Source organism: Paenibacillus agricola (genome assembly GCF_011440305.1).
Classification (GTDB): domain Bacteria; phylum Bacillota; class Bacilli; order Paenibacillales; family NBRC-103111; genus Paenibacillus_S; species Paenibacillus_S agricola.
Genome location: NZ_JAAOIW010000002.1, coordinates 240084 through 255960 on the forward strand (window position 1 = coordinate 240084; position 15877 = coordinate 255960).

The 15877-nt window shown below is 47.4% G+C and carries 14 protein-coding genes and 1 riboswitch; of the genes, 3 read left to right on the forward strand and 11 right to left on the reverse strand.

What is annotated here, in order from left to right; genetic code table 11:
- From G9U52_RS05535 to G9U52_RS05555, 5 genes are all read right to left on the reverse strand, one after another.
- Positions 1-3349: hypothetical protein (locus G9U52_RS05535; protein WP_166147117.1), on the reverse strand; the 3349-nt coding region annotated here is incomplete at its 3' end.
- Positions 3350-3523: 174 nt separating this feature from the next.
- Complete coding sequence (pheT, locus tag G9U52_RS05540; RefSeq protein WP_166147119.1) at positions 3524-5998, reverse strand: phenylalanine--tRNA ligase subunit beta; 2475 nt, start codon at positions 5996-5998, stop codon at positions 3524-3526.
- A gap of 21 nt (positions 5999-6019) precedes the next feature.
- Positions 6020-7054: a phenylalanine--tRNA ligase subunit alpha gene (gene pheS / locus G9U52_RS05545; RefSeq protein ID WP_166147121.1), complete on the reverse strand. Its 1035-nt coding sequence runs from the start codon at positions 7052-7054 to the stop codon at positions 6020-6022.
- A 645-nt stretch (positions 7055-7699) separates the two neighbouring features.
- Positions 7700-7924 carry a helix-turn-helix domain-containing protein gene (locus tag G9U52_RS05550; protein WP_166147123.1) on the reverse strand — a complete coding sequence of 75 codons (225 nt, stop codon included), beginning with the start codon at positions 7922-7924 and terminating at the stop codon, positions 7700-7702.
- A 133-nt stretch (positions 7925-8057) separates the two neighbouring features.
- On the reverse strand, positions 8058-8651 hold the full coding sequence (locus G9U52_RS05555) for a DUF5710 domain-containing protein (RefSeq protein ID WP_166147125.1): 594 nt from the start codon (positions 8649-8651) through the stop codon (positions 8058-8060).
- A 254-nt stretch (positions 8652-8905) separates the two neighbouring features.
- Here G9U52_RS05555 and G9U52_RS05560 point away from each other — a divergent pair, with 254 nt between their 5' ends.
- Positions 8906-10540 (forward strand): Ig-like domain-containing protein, encoded by a 1635-nt coding sequence (locus tag G9U52_RS05560; protein WP_166147127.1) that lies wholly within the window; start codon positions 8906-8908, stop codon positions 10538-10540.
- A gap of 94 nt (positions 10541-10634) precedes the next feature.
- On the forward strand, positions 10635-11237 hold the full coding sequence (locus tag G9U52_RS05565) for a hypothetical protein (protein ID WP_166147128.1): 603 nt from the start codon (positions 10635-10637) through the stop codon (positions 11235-11237).
- 111 nt (positions 11238-11348) lie between these two features.
- Here G9U52_RS05565 and G9U52_RS05570 read toward each other — a convergent pair whose 3' ends face one another.
- Both G9U52_RS05570 and G9U52_RS39150 read right to left on the reverse strand, forming a co-directional pair.
- Positions 11349-12989 carry a stalk domain-containing protein gene (locus G9U52_RS05570; RefSeq protein ID WP_166147129.1) on the reverse strand — a complete coding sequence of 547 codons (1641 nt, stop codon included), beginning with the start codon at positions 12987-12989 and terminating at the stop codon, positions 11349-11351.
- Positions 12990-13509: 520 nt separating this feature from the next.
- Complete coding sequence (locus G9U52_RS39150; RefSeq protein WP_207952814.1) at positions 13510-13752, reverse strand: hypothetical protein; 243 nt, start codon at positions 13750-13752, stop codon at positions 13510-13512.
- Positions 13753-13964: 212 nt separating this feature from the next.
- Here G9U52_RS39150 and G9U52_RS05575 point away from each other — a divergent pair, with 212 nt between their 5' ends.
- Positions 13965-14171: a hypothetical protein gene (locus G9U52_RS05575; RefSeq protein ID WP_166147130.1), complete on the forward strand. Its 207-nt coding sequence runs from the start codon at positions 13965-13967 to the stop codon at positions 14169-14171.
- Positions 14172-14405: 234 nt separating this feature from the next.
- Here the strand turns inward: G9U52_RS05575 and G9U52_RS05580 are convergent, their stop codons facing one another.
- The 4 genes from G9U52_RS05580 to G9U52_RS05595 all read right to left on the reverse strand — a co-directional run bounded on the left by G9U52_RS05580 (position 14406) and on the right by G9U52_RS05595 (position 15573).
- Positions 14406-14822, reverse strand: a complete 417-nt coding sequence (locus tag G9U52_RS05580) for a J domain-containing protein (RefSeq protein ID WP_166147131.1) — start codon at positions 14820-14822, stop codon at positions 14406-14408.
- Entirely contained in the window at positions 14756-15097 is a 342-nt protein-coding gene (locus tag G9U52_RS41580; RefSeq protein WP_375790230.1) for a hypothetical protein, read from the reverse strand. The genes G9U52_RS05580 and G9U52_RS41580 overlap by 67 nt, the downstream gene beginning before the upstream one ends.
- Complete coding sequence (locus tag G9U52_RS05590; protein ID WP_166146745.1) at positions 15076-15294, reverse strand: hypothetical protein; 219 nt, start codon at positions 15292-15294, stop codon at positions 15076-15078. Before G9U52_RS05590 ends, G9U52_RS41580 begins: the two co-directional genes overlap by 22 nt.
- A 90-nt stretch (positions 15295-15384) precedes the next feature.
- Positions 15385-15573, reverse strand: coding sequence for a Spo0E family sporulation regulatory protein-aspartic acid phosphatase (locus tag G9U52_RS05595; RefSeq protein ID WP_166147133.1), 189 nt, complete (start codon positions 15571-15573; stop codon positions 15385-15387).
- Positions 15574-15606: 33 nt separating this feature from the next.
- A riboswitch (cyclic di-GMP riboswitch) is annotated at positions 15607-15703 on the reverse strand.
- Between the last annotated feature and the right edge of the window lie 174 nt (positions 15704-15877).

Below are 15877 nucleotides of genomic sequence, written 5' to 3' on the forward strand. Positions count from 1 at the left end.
CGCGTGCTCTCAGCGCTGCCTCGCTTTGCTCCCTCTGCTCGCGCAACGCTTGCTCGCTCCGCGCTTCCAGCTCACGTTGCTCAGCTTCACTACGCTCTCGCTGCTCTTGCAGCACAGCTTCGTTCCACTCCTGCTGTTCTCGCAATGCTTGATCCCTCTGCGCTTCCAGCTCCGCCTCGCGTGCTCTCAGCGCTGCCTCGCTTTGCTCCCTCTGCTCGCGCAACGCTTGCTCGCTCCGCGCTTCCAGCTCACGTTGCTCAGCTTCACTACGCTCTCGCTGCTCTTGCAGCACAGCTTCGTTCCACTCGTGCTGTTCGCGCAATGCATGATCCCTCTGCGCTTCCAGCTCCGCCTCGCGCGCTCTCAGCGCTGCCTCGCTTTGCTCCCTCTGCTCACGCAACGCTTGCTCTTTCTGCGCTTCCAGCTCACGTTGCTCAGCTTCACTACGCTCTCGCTGCTCTTGCAGCACAGCTTCGTTCCACTCCTGCTGTTCGCGCAATGCTTGATCCCTCTGCGCTTCCAGCTCCGCCTCGCGCGCTCTCAGCGCTGCCTCGCTTCGCTCCTCCTGCTCAAGCAACGCTTGCTCGCTCCGCGCTTCCAGCTCACGTTGCTCAGCTTCACTACGCTCTCGCTGCTCTTGTAACGCTGCCTCGCTTCGCTCCTGCTGCTCACGCAATGCTTGCTCTTTCTGCGCTTCCAGCTCACGTCGCTCAGCTTCACTACGCTCTCGCTGCTCTTGCAAAACAGCTTCGTTCCACTCCTGCTGTTCGCGCAACGCTTGATCCCTCTGCGCTTCCAGCTCAGCCTCGCGTGCTCTCAGTGCCTCACTGCTTCGCTCCTGCTGCTCACGCAATGCTTGCTCTTTCTGCGCTTCCAGCTCACGTCGCTCAGCTTCACTACGCTCTCGCTGCTCTTGCAGAACAGCTTCGTTCCACTCCTGCTGTTCGCGCAACGCTTGATCCCTCTGCGCTTCCAGCTCAGCCTCGCGTGCTCTCAGTGCCTCACCGCTTCGCTCCTGCTGCTCTTGCAGTGCTGCCTCGCTTCGATCCTGCTGCTCACGCAATGCTTGCTCTTTCTGCGCTTCCAGCTCACGTCGCTCAGCTTCACTACGCTCTCGCTGCTCTTGAAGCACAGCTTCGTTCCACTCCTGCTGCTCACGCAATGCTTGATCCCTCTGCGCTTCCAGCTCCGCCTCGCGTGCTCTCAGTGCCTCACCGCTTCGCTCCTGCTGCTCTTGCAGTGCTACCTCGCTTTGCTCCCTCTGCTCGCGCAACGCTTGCTCGCTCCGAGCTTCCAGCTCACGTCGCTCAGCTTCACTACGCTCTCGCTGCTCTTGCAGCACAGCTTCGTTCCACTCCTGCTGCTCACGCAATGCTTGATCCCTCTGTGCTTCCAGCTCCGCCTCGCGTGCTCTCAGTGCCTCACCGCTACGCTCCTGCTGCTCTTGTAGCGCTGCCTCGCCCCGCTCCTGCTGCTCGCGCAACGCCTGCTTACTTCGAGCTTCCAGCTCACTTTGCTCAGCTTCGCTACGCTCTCGCTGTTCTTGTAGCGCTGCTTCGCTTCGCTCTCGCTGCTCTTGTAGCGCTACCTCGCTTCGCTCCTGCTGCTCACGCAACGCTTGCTCTTTCTGCACTTGCAGTTCAACGTACAGCTCCTGCTGTAGCTGTAATTCTTCCATCCCACTATTTAATTCGCGCTGCAAATTGCCAACTTGCTCACTTTGCTCACGCAACTGATTCTCAATTTCTTCTTTACTTTGCTGCTCTTGCTCTAATCGTACATGTAAATCTTTAAAGCGTTCACCTTGCTCCTGTAATTGGTTCTCAATTTCTTCCTTATATAGCTGCTCCAGCTCTAATTGTTCCTGTAATTGCTTCAAATGCCCAGCTTGCTCGCGCAGTTGGCTAGCGATTTCTTTTTTCTGTTGCTTCTCTTGCTCCAAATGCTCCTGTAATTCGCGGATACGAGCTTCGCTTTCATCAATCTGCAATTGCAAGTTCTCTTGCTGCTGGCGGCTCTCATTTAATTGCCCGGCATGCTCAGCAAGAAGCTTCGCCTGCTCGTCATTCAGCTCCTGAAGCTGATTTTGCAGCGCTGTATTGCGTTCCTCGCCCTCGCGATGTTGTCCATCCAGCTCTTGGTATAGCTCAAGCTGCAGGTCGTATTCATCCTGGCGAAGCCTGATCTGCTCCTGGAGCTGATCATTTTGCAGGCTTATTTCTTCCAACTGCTGCTGTCGTTCCGCATATTGCTGCAGCAGCTCCTGCGCTTCGCCTTTCCGTTCCTCAAGCTCTGTACGAAGCCCTTTTAGCTCGCTCTGTCCCTGCCACAGCTCCTTCTCTAGTACTTGTCTGGCTTCAGCTTCTTTGCTTATCACAGTATCCTTCTCATCCAACTGGGCAAGCAGGCTGTCCTGCTCCTTTGTTTGCTGCTCAAGCATCTCCTCGAGCAATTGCTTTTCTTCCAAACGCTCGGCTAACTGCTTCGCAGCTGCAATCGACCGCTCCGTAAGCTCTGCAAGCTCCAGCTCTTGCAGTTGACTGCGTTCTTCCAGCTCTTCGCCAATAAGCTGCAAAGCCTTCAATTGCTCATCAGCAGCTAGCTGCTGGGCTTCCAGTTGTTCGTAAGAAGCCTTACGTTCTGCTTCTAATTGTTCCTTGCTCGCTTCACGTTCTGCCTCCAGTTGTTCCTGGCCTGCTTTGCGCTCAGCTTCTAGAATTTCCTCCGAAGCTTCACGTTGCACTTGAATTTGGCTTTCTGCAGCCAGTCGTTCTGCTTCTAGTTGCTCCTCGTAAGCCAGCCGCTGTGCTTCCAGCTGCTCCTTAGAGGTCTGTCTGAGGGTACCCAGCTGTTTTTCCAGCCTAGTGCGGGCTTCGCGCTCTTCAAGCTGTTGGGCTTCCAGCTTTTTGCGCATTTGCTCAAACTCTTTTGCAGACGCTTTCAACCTCTCTAGCTCGGCTAATGCCTGCGTACGTTCACTTTCTAACTGAAGGCTTCCTGCCTCAAGCTCCTGTACATGGTCTCGTTGCTGCTCCAAATCTTGCAATAGCCGGACATGCTGCTCCTGTAAACCGGTTAGCTCCTTGAGCGATTTTTCCATTTCCTGCTGCTTCGTCTGCATTTGCTCTAGGCTATCTTTAATTTTGCAATAATCATCTGACATATGAACCGCCGCCAAAACAGCGATTTTTGGTGTATCCAAACGCGGGGAGCCCGCGGAAATTTTTTCCATCTGTTCATTAACTTGCGCCACAACACGTTTCATATGGGGAACACTCGTCTGTGCAACCAGCTTATATGGGCTTCCAAAAATATCTACCGTCATTCGTACTTTGTCTTCACTACTCACAACAAGCTCTCCTTTCGGAAATTCGCCCTAACTATTGTTTGTATCTTGAGTAAATCGATCCAAGCATAGCAAATTCCTCGTATCTCAATTAGTTCGATACGAGGAGGCTTTTTTCCTGCTATGTCAAGGCATTTTCGTTATTTTCCAATACATGGAATAAAGGCTCGGTGCAGTTTACTTTCTAAGCTCGGCTCCAAAGGATTCCTCTAGAGATGCCACCACACGTGCATGAAGCTCACTAACCTCTTCATCCGTTAAAGTGCGCTCAGCTGTCCGGTACACGAGCGCCAAAGCGACGCTTTTTTTATCCATACCAAGGCGGTCTCCCGTATAAATATCAAACACCTGGATCGATTCCAACAAAGCGCCCGCCACTTTCTTGGCCGCAGCTGTCAGCTCACCAACTTGAACCTTGCGGTCCACGACAACAGCCACATCCCGTCCTATCGAAGGGAATCGTGGGAGAGGACTATACGTAATTTGCTCATCTGCATATAGGGCTAATGCGTTAAAATCAACCTCCAGCACATAGGTATCCGCCAAATCCTTCTGTTGTTGAAGTGCTGGATGCAGCTGACCGATCGTTCCAATTACTAGGGTGCCTTCTGGCGTTGCCAGCGTAATATCGGCTGTTCTACCCGGATGGAAGCCGTCTTGTACAGCTGCCACATATCCGGTAATACCGGCAATGCCCAAGTAGTCCACAAGGCTTTCAAAAACGCCCTTCAAATCATAAAAATCTACATCAACAGACTTTCCGCTCCAATGCGTAGCCTGACGTTTGCCAGTTAACAAAATAGCCAGCATAAGCCGCTCATCCGGCAACTCGGTTAAAGCCGTTTCGTCGGTTACGAATATCCGTCCAATCTCGAATAAAGCAACATCATCCGTATTACGGTTGCGGTTATACGAGGCAGCCTCCAATAAATTCGGAATTAAGCTTGTACGAAGCGTACTGCGTTCCTCGCTCATCGGCATGGACAAAGCAATTGGCTTTGCCGCTTTGAAGGCTCCTGGGAAATCGCTAATTTGCTGGGGATGCGTAAACGAATACGTGACCGCCTCATACAATCCGCTTCCTGTAAGCAAGGTGCGAGCCAAACGACGGATCGATTGCTCCTTGTTAAGCGCACCCGGAGTCGTTACACCTGTCATCAAGGTTGTAGGAATATTATCGTAGCCATAAAGCCTTGCTACTTCTTCAATCAGGTCAACACCACGTGTGATATCGCCGCGTCGGCTAGGAACGTGTACATTGAACTTTTCACCCTGCAAGTCTACCACAAAATGCAGCCGTCCAAAAATCGCCTTCACCTCTTCGGTGGACAATGCCGTACCTAAGTAGTCATTAATCCGGCTCACGCTTATTTCGATCTGCACTGGCTTATGCTCTTGGGCGATGGACTCTACTACGCCTGAAGCGATCTGTCCACTGGCGTATCGACCCATCAGGAATGCAGCACGGTGTAAAGCAGGCAGCACCGCTTCTGGGTTAGCTTCCTTCTCAAAACGTTGCGAAGCTTCAGAACGAAGCCCCAGCTGGCGTGATGTTTTACGGACGGTCCCGCCATCAAATTTAGCCGATTCCAGCAAAATCCGTGTAGTTCCGCCTGTAACCTCGGAGTTCTCGCCACCCATAACGCCGGCAATTGCGACCGGCTTCATGCCGTCTGTAATGAGCAGCATATGTGGCTCCAATGTGCGTTCTACACCATCCAAGGTAAGAAGCTTCTCACCTTGCTTGGCCAAACGGACATCAATATGGCCATTTTCCAGCTTATCCGCGTCAAAGGCATGCAACGGCTGTCCATACTCCAGCATCACGTAGTTCGTAATATCCACGATGTTGTTGATCGGACGCAAGCCCGCTGCCATCAACCGGTTTTGCATCCATAATGGGGAAGTGCCAACCACTACGCCTTCAATCAATTTCGCCGCATAATGCGAGCATTGCTCCTTCGCCGTAATTTCCACCGAAATATGGGCTGATGCCTGGCGAGTTGAATGGGCTCCTTCGCTCGCACTGCCGGCTCCATTCGCAGCCCCTTGCTCGGCATCCGGCAGCAAGATTGGCCTGCCCAGTATCGCCGCGATTTCGTAAGCCGCCCCCAGCATGCTGAGGCAATCTGAACGATTCGGTGTCAGGTCAAGATCCAGTACATGATCATTAATCGCCAGCACATCGAGAATGCTTAGCCCAATTTCTGTATCCTCGGGAAGCACCAGAATGCCCTCTTGAATTTCCTTCGGTAGCAGCTTATCGTTAAGGCCAAGCTCTTTGGCTGAACAGATCATGCCTTGGGATTCCACACCACGCAGCTTCGCACGTTTAATGTTTAAGCCATCCGGCAGCTTGGCGCCGACTATGGCCACAGGCACCTTTTGCCCAGCCTCCACATTTTTCGCCCCACAGACGATTTGCAACTCCTCGCCCTGGCCTACATCGACCTTACATACGCTTAATTTATCAGCATCGGGATGCTTTTCGCGGGACTTCACGAAACCAACGTACACACCCTCTACACCTTTATTGCGATTTTCCACAAAATCCACTTCAACGCCACTGCGCGTTAGCTTTTCCGCCAATTCCGCAGCCGTAAATCCACTCACGTCCACATATTGGGACAGCCATTGATAAGAAACCTTCATGCAGGTTCACGCTCCTCTCGTTTAGATATGTGCGAATTGCTTCAGGAATCGAAGGTCATTCGTATAAAAATGTCGTATATCTTCAATATCATATTTCAGCATCGCAACCCGCTCTACACCCAGTCCAAACGCAAAACCGCTATATTCCTCAGGATCATAGCCCGCCATCTCCAACACGCGCGGATGCACCATCCCGGAACCCAGAATCTCCAGCCAACCTGTCTGCTTGCATACACGGCATCCCGCGCCGCCGCACATGGAGCAGGTTACATCCACTTCAGCACTCGGCTCTGTAAAAGGAAAAAAGCTCGGCCGCATGCGAATCTTAGTATCCTGACCGAATAGCTCCTGCACAAATTGCAGCAAAGTTCCCTTGAGGTCGCTCATCCGAATATTGCGGTCAATAACCAGCCCTTCGATTTGGGTGAACATATGACTATGTGTAGCATCGTCGTCATCGCGGCGGTATACGCGCCCTGGGCAAATAATCCGAATCGGCCCTTGGCCCTTCATCTTCTCCATCGTGCGAACCTGCACAGGGGAGGTCTGCGTACGCATTAAAATATCTTCGGTGATATAAAAGGAATCCTGCATATCGCGTGCCGGATGGTTTTTCGGTAAATTCAGCGCTTCGAAATTATAGTAGTCCTGCTCAACCTCAGGGCCTTCTGCTACCGTATAGCCCATCCCGATAAAAATATCCTCAATCTGCTGGATTACCTTGCCCAGCGGATGCATCGCACCGATAGCTCCAGGCTTGCCCGGCAATGTGACATCGATGGTTTCGGCGCGCAGCCTTAATTCCGTCTCCGCCTGCTGGTACTCGGCTTGCTTGCTTTCGATAACCGCTTCAATGGCGCCGCGCACATCGTTAGCCACCTGCCCAATCGCCGGACGCTCCTCTGCACTTAAAGCTCCCATGCCCCGCAGAACCTCGGTTAGCGGACCTTTTTTGCCCAAATATTTAATGCGCATCTCATTTAATTGCTGTTGGCTCGCCACCTGCGCCAATTCCAATAAGGCTTCCGCCTTTAAAGCTTCTAAACGCTCTTTCATTGTTTCTCCTCCTTGGCATTTTGCTTTAGCAAAATTATCTTCGTAAGCATTTCTGAGTTTTCGCAAGAAAACTTGCTTTTAGGCGTTTCTGTTTTTTTGCTTTTAGCCCTACTAGCCCCAAAAGCCCGGGGGTGAAAACCAGCGAAGTGGCCAGGGTGTTCAGGAGATAGCGTAGCGGTGCCTTTGTTCCTTGGAACAACAGCAATCGGAGGAACACCTTGGCCACGCAGCGAGCCTTTCCCCCGAACGCACAAAAAAAACGTTCCCCATCCCGGAAAGGGACGAAAACGTCGTGGTACCACCCTTGTTTCGAAAAGCATGCGCATGAGATTACAGCATCCACGACGTGGGTACCTTAAAAACAAGCGTGCATTCCGCTTCATTGATCATAACGGTTCTAGAACGCGAACGTCCATAGCCGGTTCCCTCTACTTGCCGCCGGCCGAGGCCGTAGTTTCAAAGGACTGCTCAGGAGTGAACTTCGACAGCCTATTTCTGTAGAACCGCTCTCAATCTCCGGCGGCTCCTCCCTGTATAGAGGCACTGTTTACTTTTCTCCGTCAACGCATTTCATGGTATATAATTATTAGCAGTATTATATGCAAATTAAGCCGAGGTTGCAAGTAAAAGCATTACTATCATCTATTAAGATTTTAATAAGCTGTCCATTTCACTCTTCAGCAAAAGATATCTATGCGTGCTTCTCATAATTTTAATTTTGGTAAGGCAATGTTTATCCACATAGGTTTTCATGGCATCTTTAGATAATCCCAGTAAGGCTCCGGCTTCAGTAATGGTTAGTACTTCCTCATTACTTGTTGCGTTGAACGTTTTTTTTACCTTCTGGTTCCAGTCTTCAAACGAATTCATCACTTCACAACCTTTTCTTATATTAAAATTACCTTAACGGTACCTTAATCGTACCTTAATCATTTTAACACAAAACGTGAAATTTATCTCGTTTAAAAATAGTCCCAGTAGATCAAGGGTATCGCCAGCCGCTTTATTCCATCAACTCTTTGGCTTGCGATTGAGCTCTTGCTGGGGGAAGCCACTGCTCAAAAGGCTTTAAATCCATTCCACCTGGAACAAACCAAGATTTATCTCTGGGATTCCATATGGCTCCAAGCTTTAAGGCTCTATCCTTCTCCATAATCGGAACGACCAGTCTCACAGGCCTTACTGCTGGACCATCGTTCAGCCTTCTTCTCCATTCCTCAAGCGGAATTTCATCCCAGAGCTCTGCCTCTGCATCGTATTCGACCACAAAGCTTTCTTTCATCATTGTGCTATTGATTTGTTGATTATCGACCACAACATAGTTATCCCCTTGCCCTGTATCGCAGTGCGGACATACATGCATAATATATTCCTTTTTCAAGAAAGCACTATATCGCGTTTCTAGAAGGACTCCATGCTTCTTCGCTAAGCCGATCATAGTCGGTGTTTTCTCATAGGCCAATTCTGTTTGGAAAAAGTAACCATTAAACAAAAATATGGTGTTAGTTGGTTTATAGCATAACATAATGTCCATTTGTTGGTCACATTTGTGGCACATGTAACCGGAATGAATTTGAATGCCCCATTGCTCAGCCATTAACAACCCTCCTATGAGTTTTTGAAGAAAACCTGCTCCGCATACATACGAAATTTCCCAATAAACCAGAGTGTTATATTATCCCAATTATAGCATATAAAAAACACAAATTATATAAAACCTCCGACTCAAAAGCAAATTCATAGAATATGTTGATAATAGCTTTATTTTTTTAGTCAAAATGTCGATATAAATGTTAGCTGAATATAATTAAAAGCATTTATTCTATTTTTGAGGAACGAAGGGAGCTTTCAATGAATTTACATGTTGCCCGTATGGTGCTGCTTTTCGCTTTTCTTACTGGTTCTAGCCTACTAACAGGCGCATTATGGGCAAATACAGCATACGCGGAGAGCGAGTCTGCCGCTACCCTAACCGAATTTCAAACTAAGCTGGAGGCGGCTATGCAGACCCGACCCGCTACCTACAGCATTAATTACACAGCAGGCGCTTTTACCAAGAAAAACATGAACGCGATCCTTGATGCTATTTATGACAATGACGATTACCTGCATTACAGCACGAAAACCTATGGTTACACGATGACGTCCGATAAATTATCGGCAACTGTAGATCTCTCCTTTACTTACTGGGAGACCACCGAGCAGTCTGAAGCCGTTACCGCAAAGGTTAAGGAAATCCTTCCACAAATCATTACCGAAGGCATGAACGATTTTCAAAAGCAGAAGGCCATCCATGACTGGATCGTCGCCAATCTTACATACGACACCACTCTTGCGCAGCATTCGGCTTATGCCGGTCTTTTCGACAACCAGAAAACCGTATGCCAAGGCTACGCCTTGTTAGCTTACCGCATGTTGTCCGAAGCAGGCTTGCCTAACCAAATCATTGAGGGCACCGCGGGTGGGCAGCTCCATACATGGAACCTTGTTAAGCTTGATGGCAACTGGTACCACCTTGATACCACCTGGAATGATCCTGTTCCCGATACGGAAGGTTCTATATCGTATGGCTACTATAACTTAAGCGACGCCCAAATCAAGACGAACCATAGCTGGAAAAAGAAATACCCAGCCGCTACCACCGATTTCGGCGTTACCCTTACAAGCAAGAAGGATAGCGACAGTACGAATATTTCCTTTTACGAAAATTTACAGAACTCACTTGAGCTTCACTATCTGAAAGATGAGTATACTATATCCAGCCCTGCGAACCTTTCAGCCCGCATCAAAGAAACATTAGCTGCTAATCTGCCTTCTTTCACAGTGCGCTACACGGCAAAAAGAAGCATTGCCAATGACCTTAAATCAGCGATTAAGAGTTTCGGGAATATATCCCAATATAGCTATGGCTCGCCTGATTATACCAGGACATCTTCAACGGCTGACGCACTGCTAACCGTCAACTTGACCTATACTGATCCCATTGCCGTGAGTAGCCTTACCTTAAATACAGCTAGCGAGTTTTTGAATGTCAGAAGTACACTTGCGATAGTCCCAAGCATCCAGCCGGCCAATGCCTCCAATCAAGGAATCACTTGGTCGTCCTCCAACGATTCGATAGCCCTTGTCAATGCAAAGGGAACGGTCACAGGTAAAGGCGCCGGCACCGCCACCATTACAGCTACCACAATCGATGGTGAAATAACGGCTACTATGGAGGTTACCGTTATCCAGCCTGTAACTCGCATTTCTGTAAGTAAAACAACACTTGCAATGAAGGTTGGCGATCCCGACTTTGCCCTAAGCACCACCATAGCTCCTAGCAATGCCTCCGTGAAAACCGTCACTTGGTCCAGCAATAACACTAATGTTGCTACTGTTGATGAGTATGGTAACGTACATGCCATTGCCTCCGGCAAAGCTACCATCACAGCCAAATCGAACAACGGCAAGAATGCCAATACTACAGTGACTGTCGCCAAATAACCCGCATGGTGTTGCTGTGCAAACATTAATCTGGAATGTTGGTTTCAAAGTCACGCATGGTCAATCCTAGGGATATTGCTGGAGGCGTATGGGGATGTTGAAAAAAATAGGTCTTATCGGAATGCTAAGTTTGGTTATCATATCCATATCGCTAGTTGCTTGCGGACCCGAGCCAAGCGCAGCACCGATGGAAGGGGAACCAAGCGTGCTGAATGCGTCACCCTCTTATCCACCATTAACTAGCGATGAACTCAATCAATTTAAGGCATACCTTCCTTCGATAAGGGGATTCACTTTAGTTAAAGTCGCTGAGATTAGAAACCAGAATGAAGCCTATATTCAATACTTCCCAAGCTTTAGTGACTACCAAGCCGCGAGTAAAGACAACAGCTTAAGTGAGACCGAGTTCAATACCTATTTTTCACTAATGGATACCGTCAATAAAGTGTTTATGGAAGAGTCCCTACGCCTCTTGCACGAATTTCCCACTATCACAAGAATCACGATGAAAATACCTCACAATAACCAAGTGTATGCTATAGAAACCAGCAAAAGATCAATTGAAAATTATATGAAAATCAACTTCAAAAAACTTCATGATGAACCCGACCAGAAGCATTGGAAAGAGCTGAAGAAAAAATATTTTGTTAGTAAAGAAAGAGAAAAATTCGCTATGAGATTTATCCGTGCTTCTTAGGAAATTGAACCTTTTACTAAAAAAAAGCTTACAGGACCCTAAGGTCTTGTAAGCTTTTTTTGTTTGACAAGTTGATGGTTGGAATTGATTGGCTGATTAATGGAATACGGTTTATTTAGTAGCTTCTCCAAATTGGATAATAGCTATGGAAGAACCGATACCCGGCTCGCTCGGCTTGTTATCGCCACGCGGCAAATCAAAGTTGCTGATATACAGCGTATTGCCGACAAAATAAGGGCTTGCCGGGAACTCCAGCGGACCGTTGTTATCGTTATGAGCAACCTCGGTTACAATGCCGTCTACGGTTACTCTAACGATGGAATTACGTTCATTGACTGCTACATAAAGTGCCCCGTCAGGTCCAAAATTAATGCCGTCTGCGCCGTATAGCAATGGACTTTTGGCTACTTTCTCCGCTGCACCGATCGAACCGTCAGCGTTCATAGGGAAGCGGTTAATAGCTCCTCCACTTGTGTCAGAGACATAAAGCTTGCCATCTTGCCCAAAGGCAATGCCATTCACAACAATCAATTGATCCGTGCGCTCGGGCAGGATGTCGCTTTTGAACGTTTTCAAAGTACGGTCAGGAGCGACCCTATAAATATTACCATTCGCACCACCAGTTATATACAGGTTGCCCGCCTTATCGAAGGCCATACCATTCGCGCCTGCCACACCACTCACATACGTTTCTACCTTAGCAGTCTCGAAGGCTCCGCCCTCAAGGTCTTTGGCCAACACCCGCAAGATAACGCCTTCTTGGCCGCCGCTTGCCAGGTATAGGTTACCTGCTGCATCTAAGCCCAGGCCTGTTGCTGCACGCGGCAATTCAGTCAGCACTTCAAACTTACCGCTGTCTGCCATGATGCGGAATAGCTTTTTGGAATCTGAATCTACGGTAAAAACATGGCCCTTCGTGTTGGCAATTACGCCTTCAGTCCGCATCCCCGCTGCCTTCTGCGGATCCAAATCCGCTAGAATGGAAAGCTTGGCCGTATTGAACTTGATCGTCTGTTTAACATCAGGCTGCAATGGCAAGCCATCATTACCGACCAGTTGCACCGTCAATGTGTGCGCGCCAGGCTTTAAATTACTGAATACCAGCGGCTCTCCCTTAAAGGATTGCGTAGCCACCTTCGGATCTAGGTCGGTATCCAGCCAAACTAGCATATGCCCTTCTCCTGGCTTGGCCGTCTTATTGACCGTATAGTCTGTTAACGTTTGATTCTGTGCCAGCACAGCAACCTTCAAATCACTGCCCAGATGGTATTGCCCTTCATTAATGCCTAATATGCGTAGCCCCGGCTTTGTATCCGAGCTTAGACTAACGGTTCGTGTTTGTGCATCATAGCCTACCGAATAACCGAAGGCTTCATAGACGAATCGAACGGGAACATGGGCTGTATCTCCTACCATTTGCAGTGGAGTTGCCAAGGCCAACTTAACTCCGTTTACTGTAACCGTTTTCATATCTACCGTAAATTCCAAGGTACCGCCTGATTTACGCAGCGTGAGTGTCTTCGTATCGGCTTTCCACTGGGCTTCTGCACCCAAACTGCGAGCTAATGCCGTATAAGGCGCGTAAAGATTACTGTCCAGCAAATAACTTTGAGCTGCATACTCGGCATCTTTGCCATTCAGCTTAAGCACCATGTTGGACTTTACCGTATCTGCTGCAAAAGCCATGGATGAAAGCAAAACGAGACTGCTGGTGGCCACCGCTGTGGCAGTAAGCCATTTTTTAATCTTCATTCCTTTAACCTCCTCATAATTTGCTTGCTGCATAAACCTGACTGGTATGTATGTTAGCCGGAGACTACTCCGCTAATTACTAAACATTCGCTGCTTCCCAAACTTCTCCTGCCATAAATATGGCATTCGCTTCTAAAAATTATTCTTAAACAGCTCAGGTGGCTATAAAACAAACTTATTTGCCAAAAGATTATATAGACGGAGGACCAGAGTTGTTGATACGTACCCGTTCGTTTAGAGATCAGTTGGTATGCGTTTTAAATTCCGTACTGCGGGTAATAAGTCATATAAGGCTAGTCCAAAAATCTTAGGAAACGGGGTTTTATTATGAATGATTTGTATATATATTTACCAGTTATTTTTGCCCTTGCCTTTGCCTTTATTATAAGCTATATGGCATTTCGCAGAACCGACGAGGTTGCCTAACAGTGGCCATCCAATTCTTTTATAAATAGAATTCCAATTATAAGCAAAAGAATCTCCTTATCCCCTGTTAAAGTGGGTAGAGGTTCTTTTTTGTTCATACCACGCACTGTTGTTGCATAGGCATAGCTGCGAGAATCTGCTCCAGTCTAAAGACCCGCAGCCCTTTCTGGGTAAAGCAATATGCACAGACATAATTATTTTTGATCGAACGCGCTTCAATAAGACGTTGTGTAATGTTCCCATGTCGATCTATATACATAATCTCTACCTTCTGGCCCATACACCGCTGTAGCTTTTGTTCCATTTCCATCACCTCGCCGATAATTCTCGAAATCAAACAGAACATTTGTTCTCTAATCATATATTCAATATACCGAACATATATTCGTATTTCAACAGGTATTTTTTGGGATATCCTTAAATGGGGGCTAGAATCACTGCAGGGGGGCAAGATATAAAAATATTATGCTCGCCATGCTTCATTATTTCGGCTAACGGGTATATTTTATTATAAGCAAAATAACTCAACATCAGAGGGAGAAACCCACCATGACTGAGGCCCAGCAAAAGATAATTGACGCCTTAAAAAATGATAGATTTGTAAGTGCGCACAGTTTATCCAGGCTAACCAATTTGCCCCTTTATGAGGTTTTCGAACAATTACCCGTTCTTGAATCCGATAAAAAAATCAGATATATTCCTTTTAAAAGCCCTGAGGGCAGCGAAGAAAAAGCTTACTATTTGGCATCAAATTAAACCAATCCAATAGATTCCCGCCTTAATGCGGGTAAGTTTTTTAGAGTCCTTTTAGGGCTCTATTTGTTTTCCTGCTTAATTGGATTTGCAGCTTAAAACGCCGCAGGTCTAATTTTCTGCTGTTTAGAGCCACTTTTACTCTGGCGCAAAAATAATGCAAAAAAAAGCCACTACATAAAGTGGCTCTAAAAATTGAAGCTATACGTTGAAAGCTTGCTGCGCTCTGCTAATGAGCTATTTATGTCCCGGGTGTTGTGCCATTGGAAATTCGGCAGGTGAATAAGCACCTACATCCTTGGCTCCTGCCTGGAATGCCATATACACCTCACTAACACCGATACCAACAGCAAAGATCATCAAAACGAGTACAAGCGAGTAAACAATCTCCATCATGTAATTATCGCGGATATGTTGGACCTTCTCCCTCCACTTTAGCTCGCGAAACTCCACCTTTTGCAGCGGAACATAACCAATTAGAAAGCGGTAAGCCTCATTAATAGCAGCAAAAAGCGGTTCGTCCAGTGAAGGCCGCTCGTCGGCTTCGAGGTATTTGTATCTTTTCATCAGAAAAAAATAACGGTTCTCTATCTCTTGCTCACTTGCATCCTCCGAAAGACCAATGATCCCACATGCTTCCCTGCGGTTTTGCATGATTTTCCCTCCTTTTTATGTAGAGGTTTTGCATTTGGCAGGGAATTTATGCATGTTATCAAGGAACTTTTTTCCATGGGGGAAATTATCGTAAAGAGTTTATTGTAGCTCCCGGTATAAAATCCGGTATCCATACCATCCAAGTTAATGACCATGTGGTTATTGGCAGCTTGTACCTCTTCATGGTTGAGTGTATCACGCCAACCGTCGCCCTCCAAAGGATATTCCAAGGTCGTAGGGTTATCCGAATTGTTCATCCAGATCGTAACATGCATAGTCCCATCCTTCCGTTCAAGGCATCGGGGTTAGCGCTTTTCACGACATGGCGGAACTCCCTCCAGAAGTGGTGATCAATTTCATTGGCTACATCCAGCCTCCAGCCATCCAGGATTTCCTCGACATCATCACGCCCGGCTGAAAGATTGAAATCACTGATCTTACGAAGCATAAAGCTAAAAAGTAAGGACAGCATAGCCCTCCATGCAAACAAAATAACCACTTGGCGAATTCCATAGTTCGCTAGGTGGTTATTTTGGATTCGTATTCGTTGATTTAGTATTCGTTAATGCTGGTATTTAATGAATTTATTCAATTTTCTATCAAGCATTTCACTAAGCTGGAACAAGAGTGGGTCGTGGAGGCTTTCCGTCTGCTCGTACACATTGATCATACATTTTTTCAACGCATCGATTTCAGCCATAAGCAAAACCAATCTAACTTGTTGCATCTGTCGACTATAAGTCTGCATCATACACATTCCTCCTCTAGTTTAAAAAAAGAGTGTTTCGGTAACTGGCTGGCATAGTCTTATTGAATACTGCTGACTTTAGCCCCTGATAGCTTTGCGTCCCCATTTTTCAATGGCTTTGCCTTTTCGGTCTTGCGTATGCGCTTCAATTATACCTCAAATATTGCTAATTTTCATAGAAAGAAAGCCCTATTTTTTCGACATTATTTGCGCTTTCTTTCGTTGTACAAGCTTTGAATACAATTAAAATATTCATTTTATGACAACACTCTTCGAGCATCTTTTCACATAAATTGGGATACTCTAT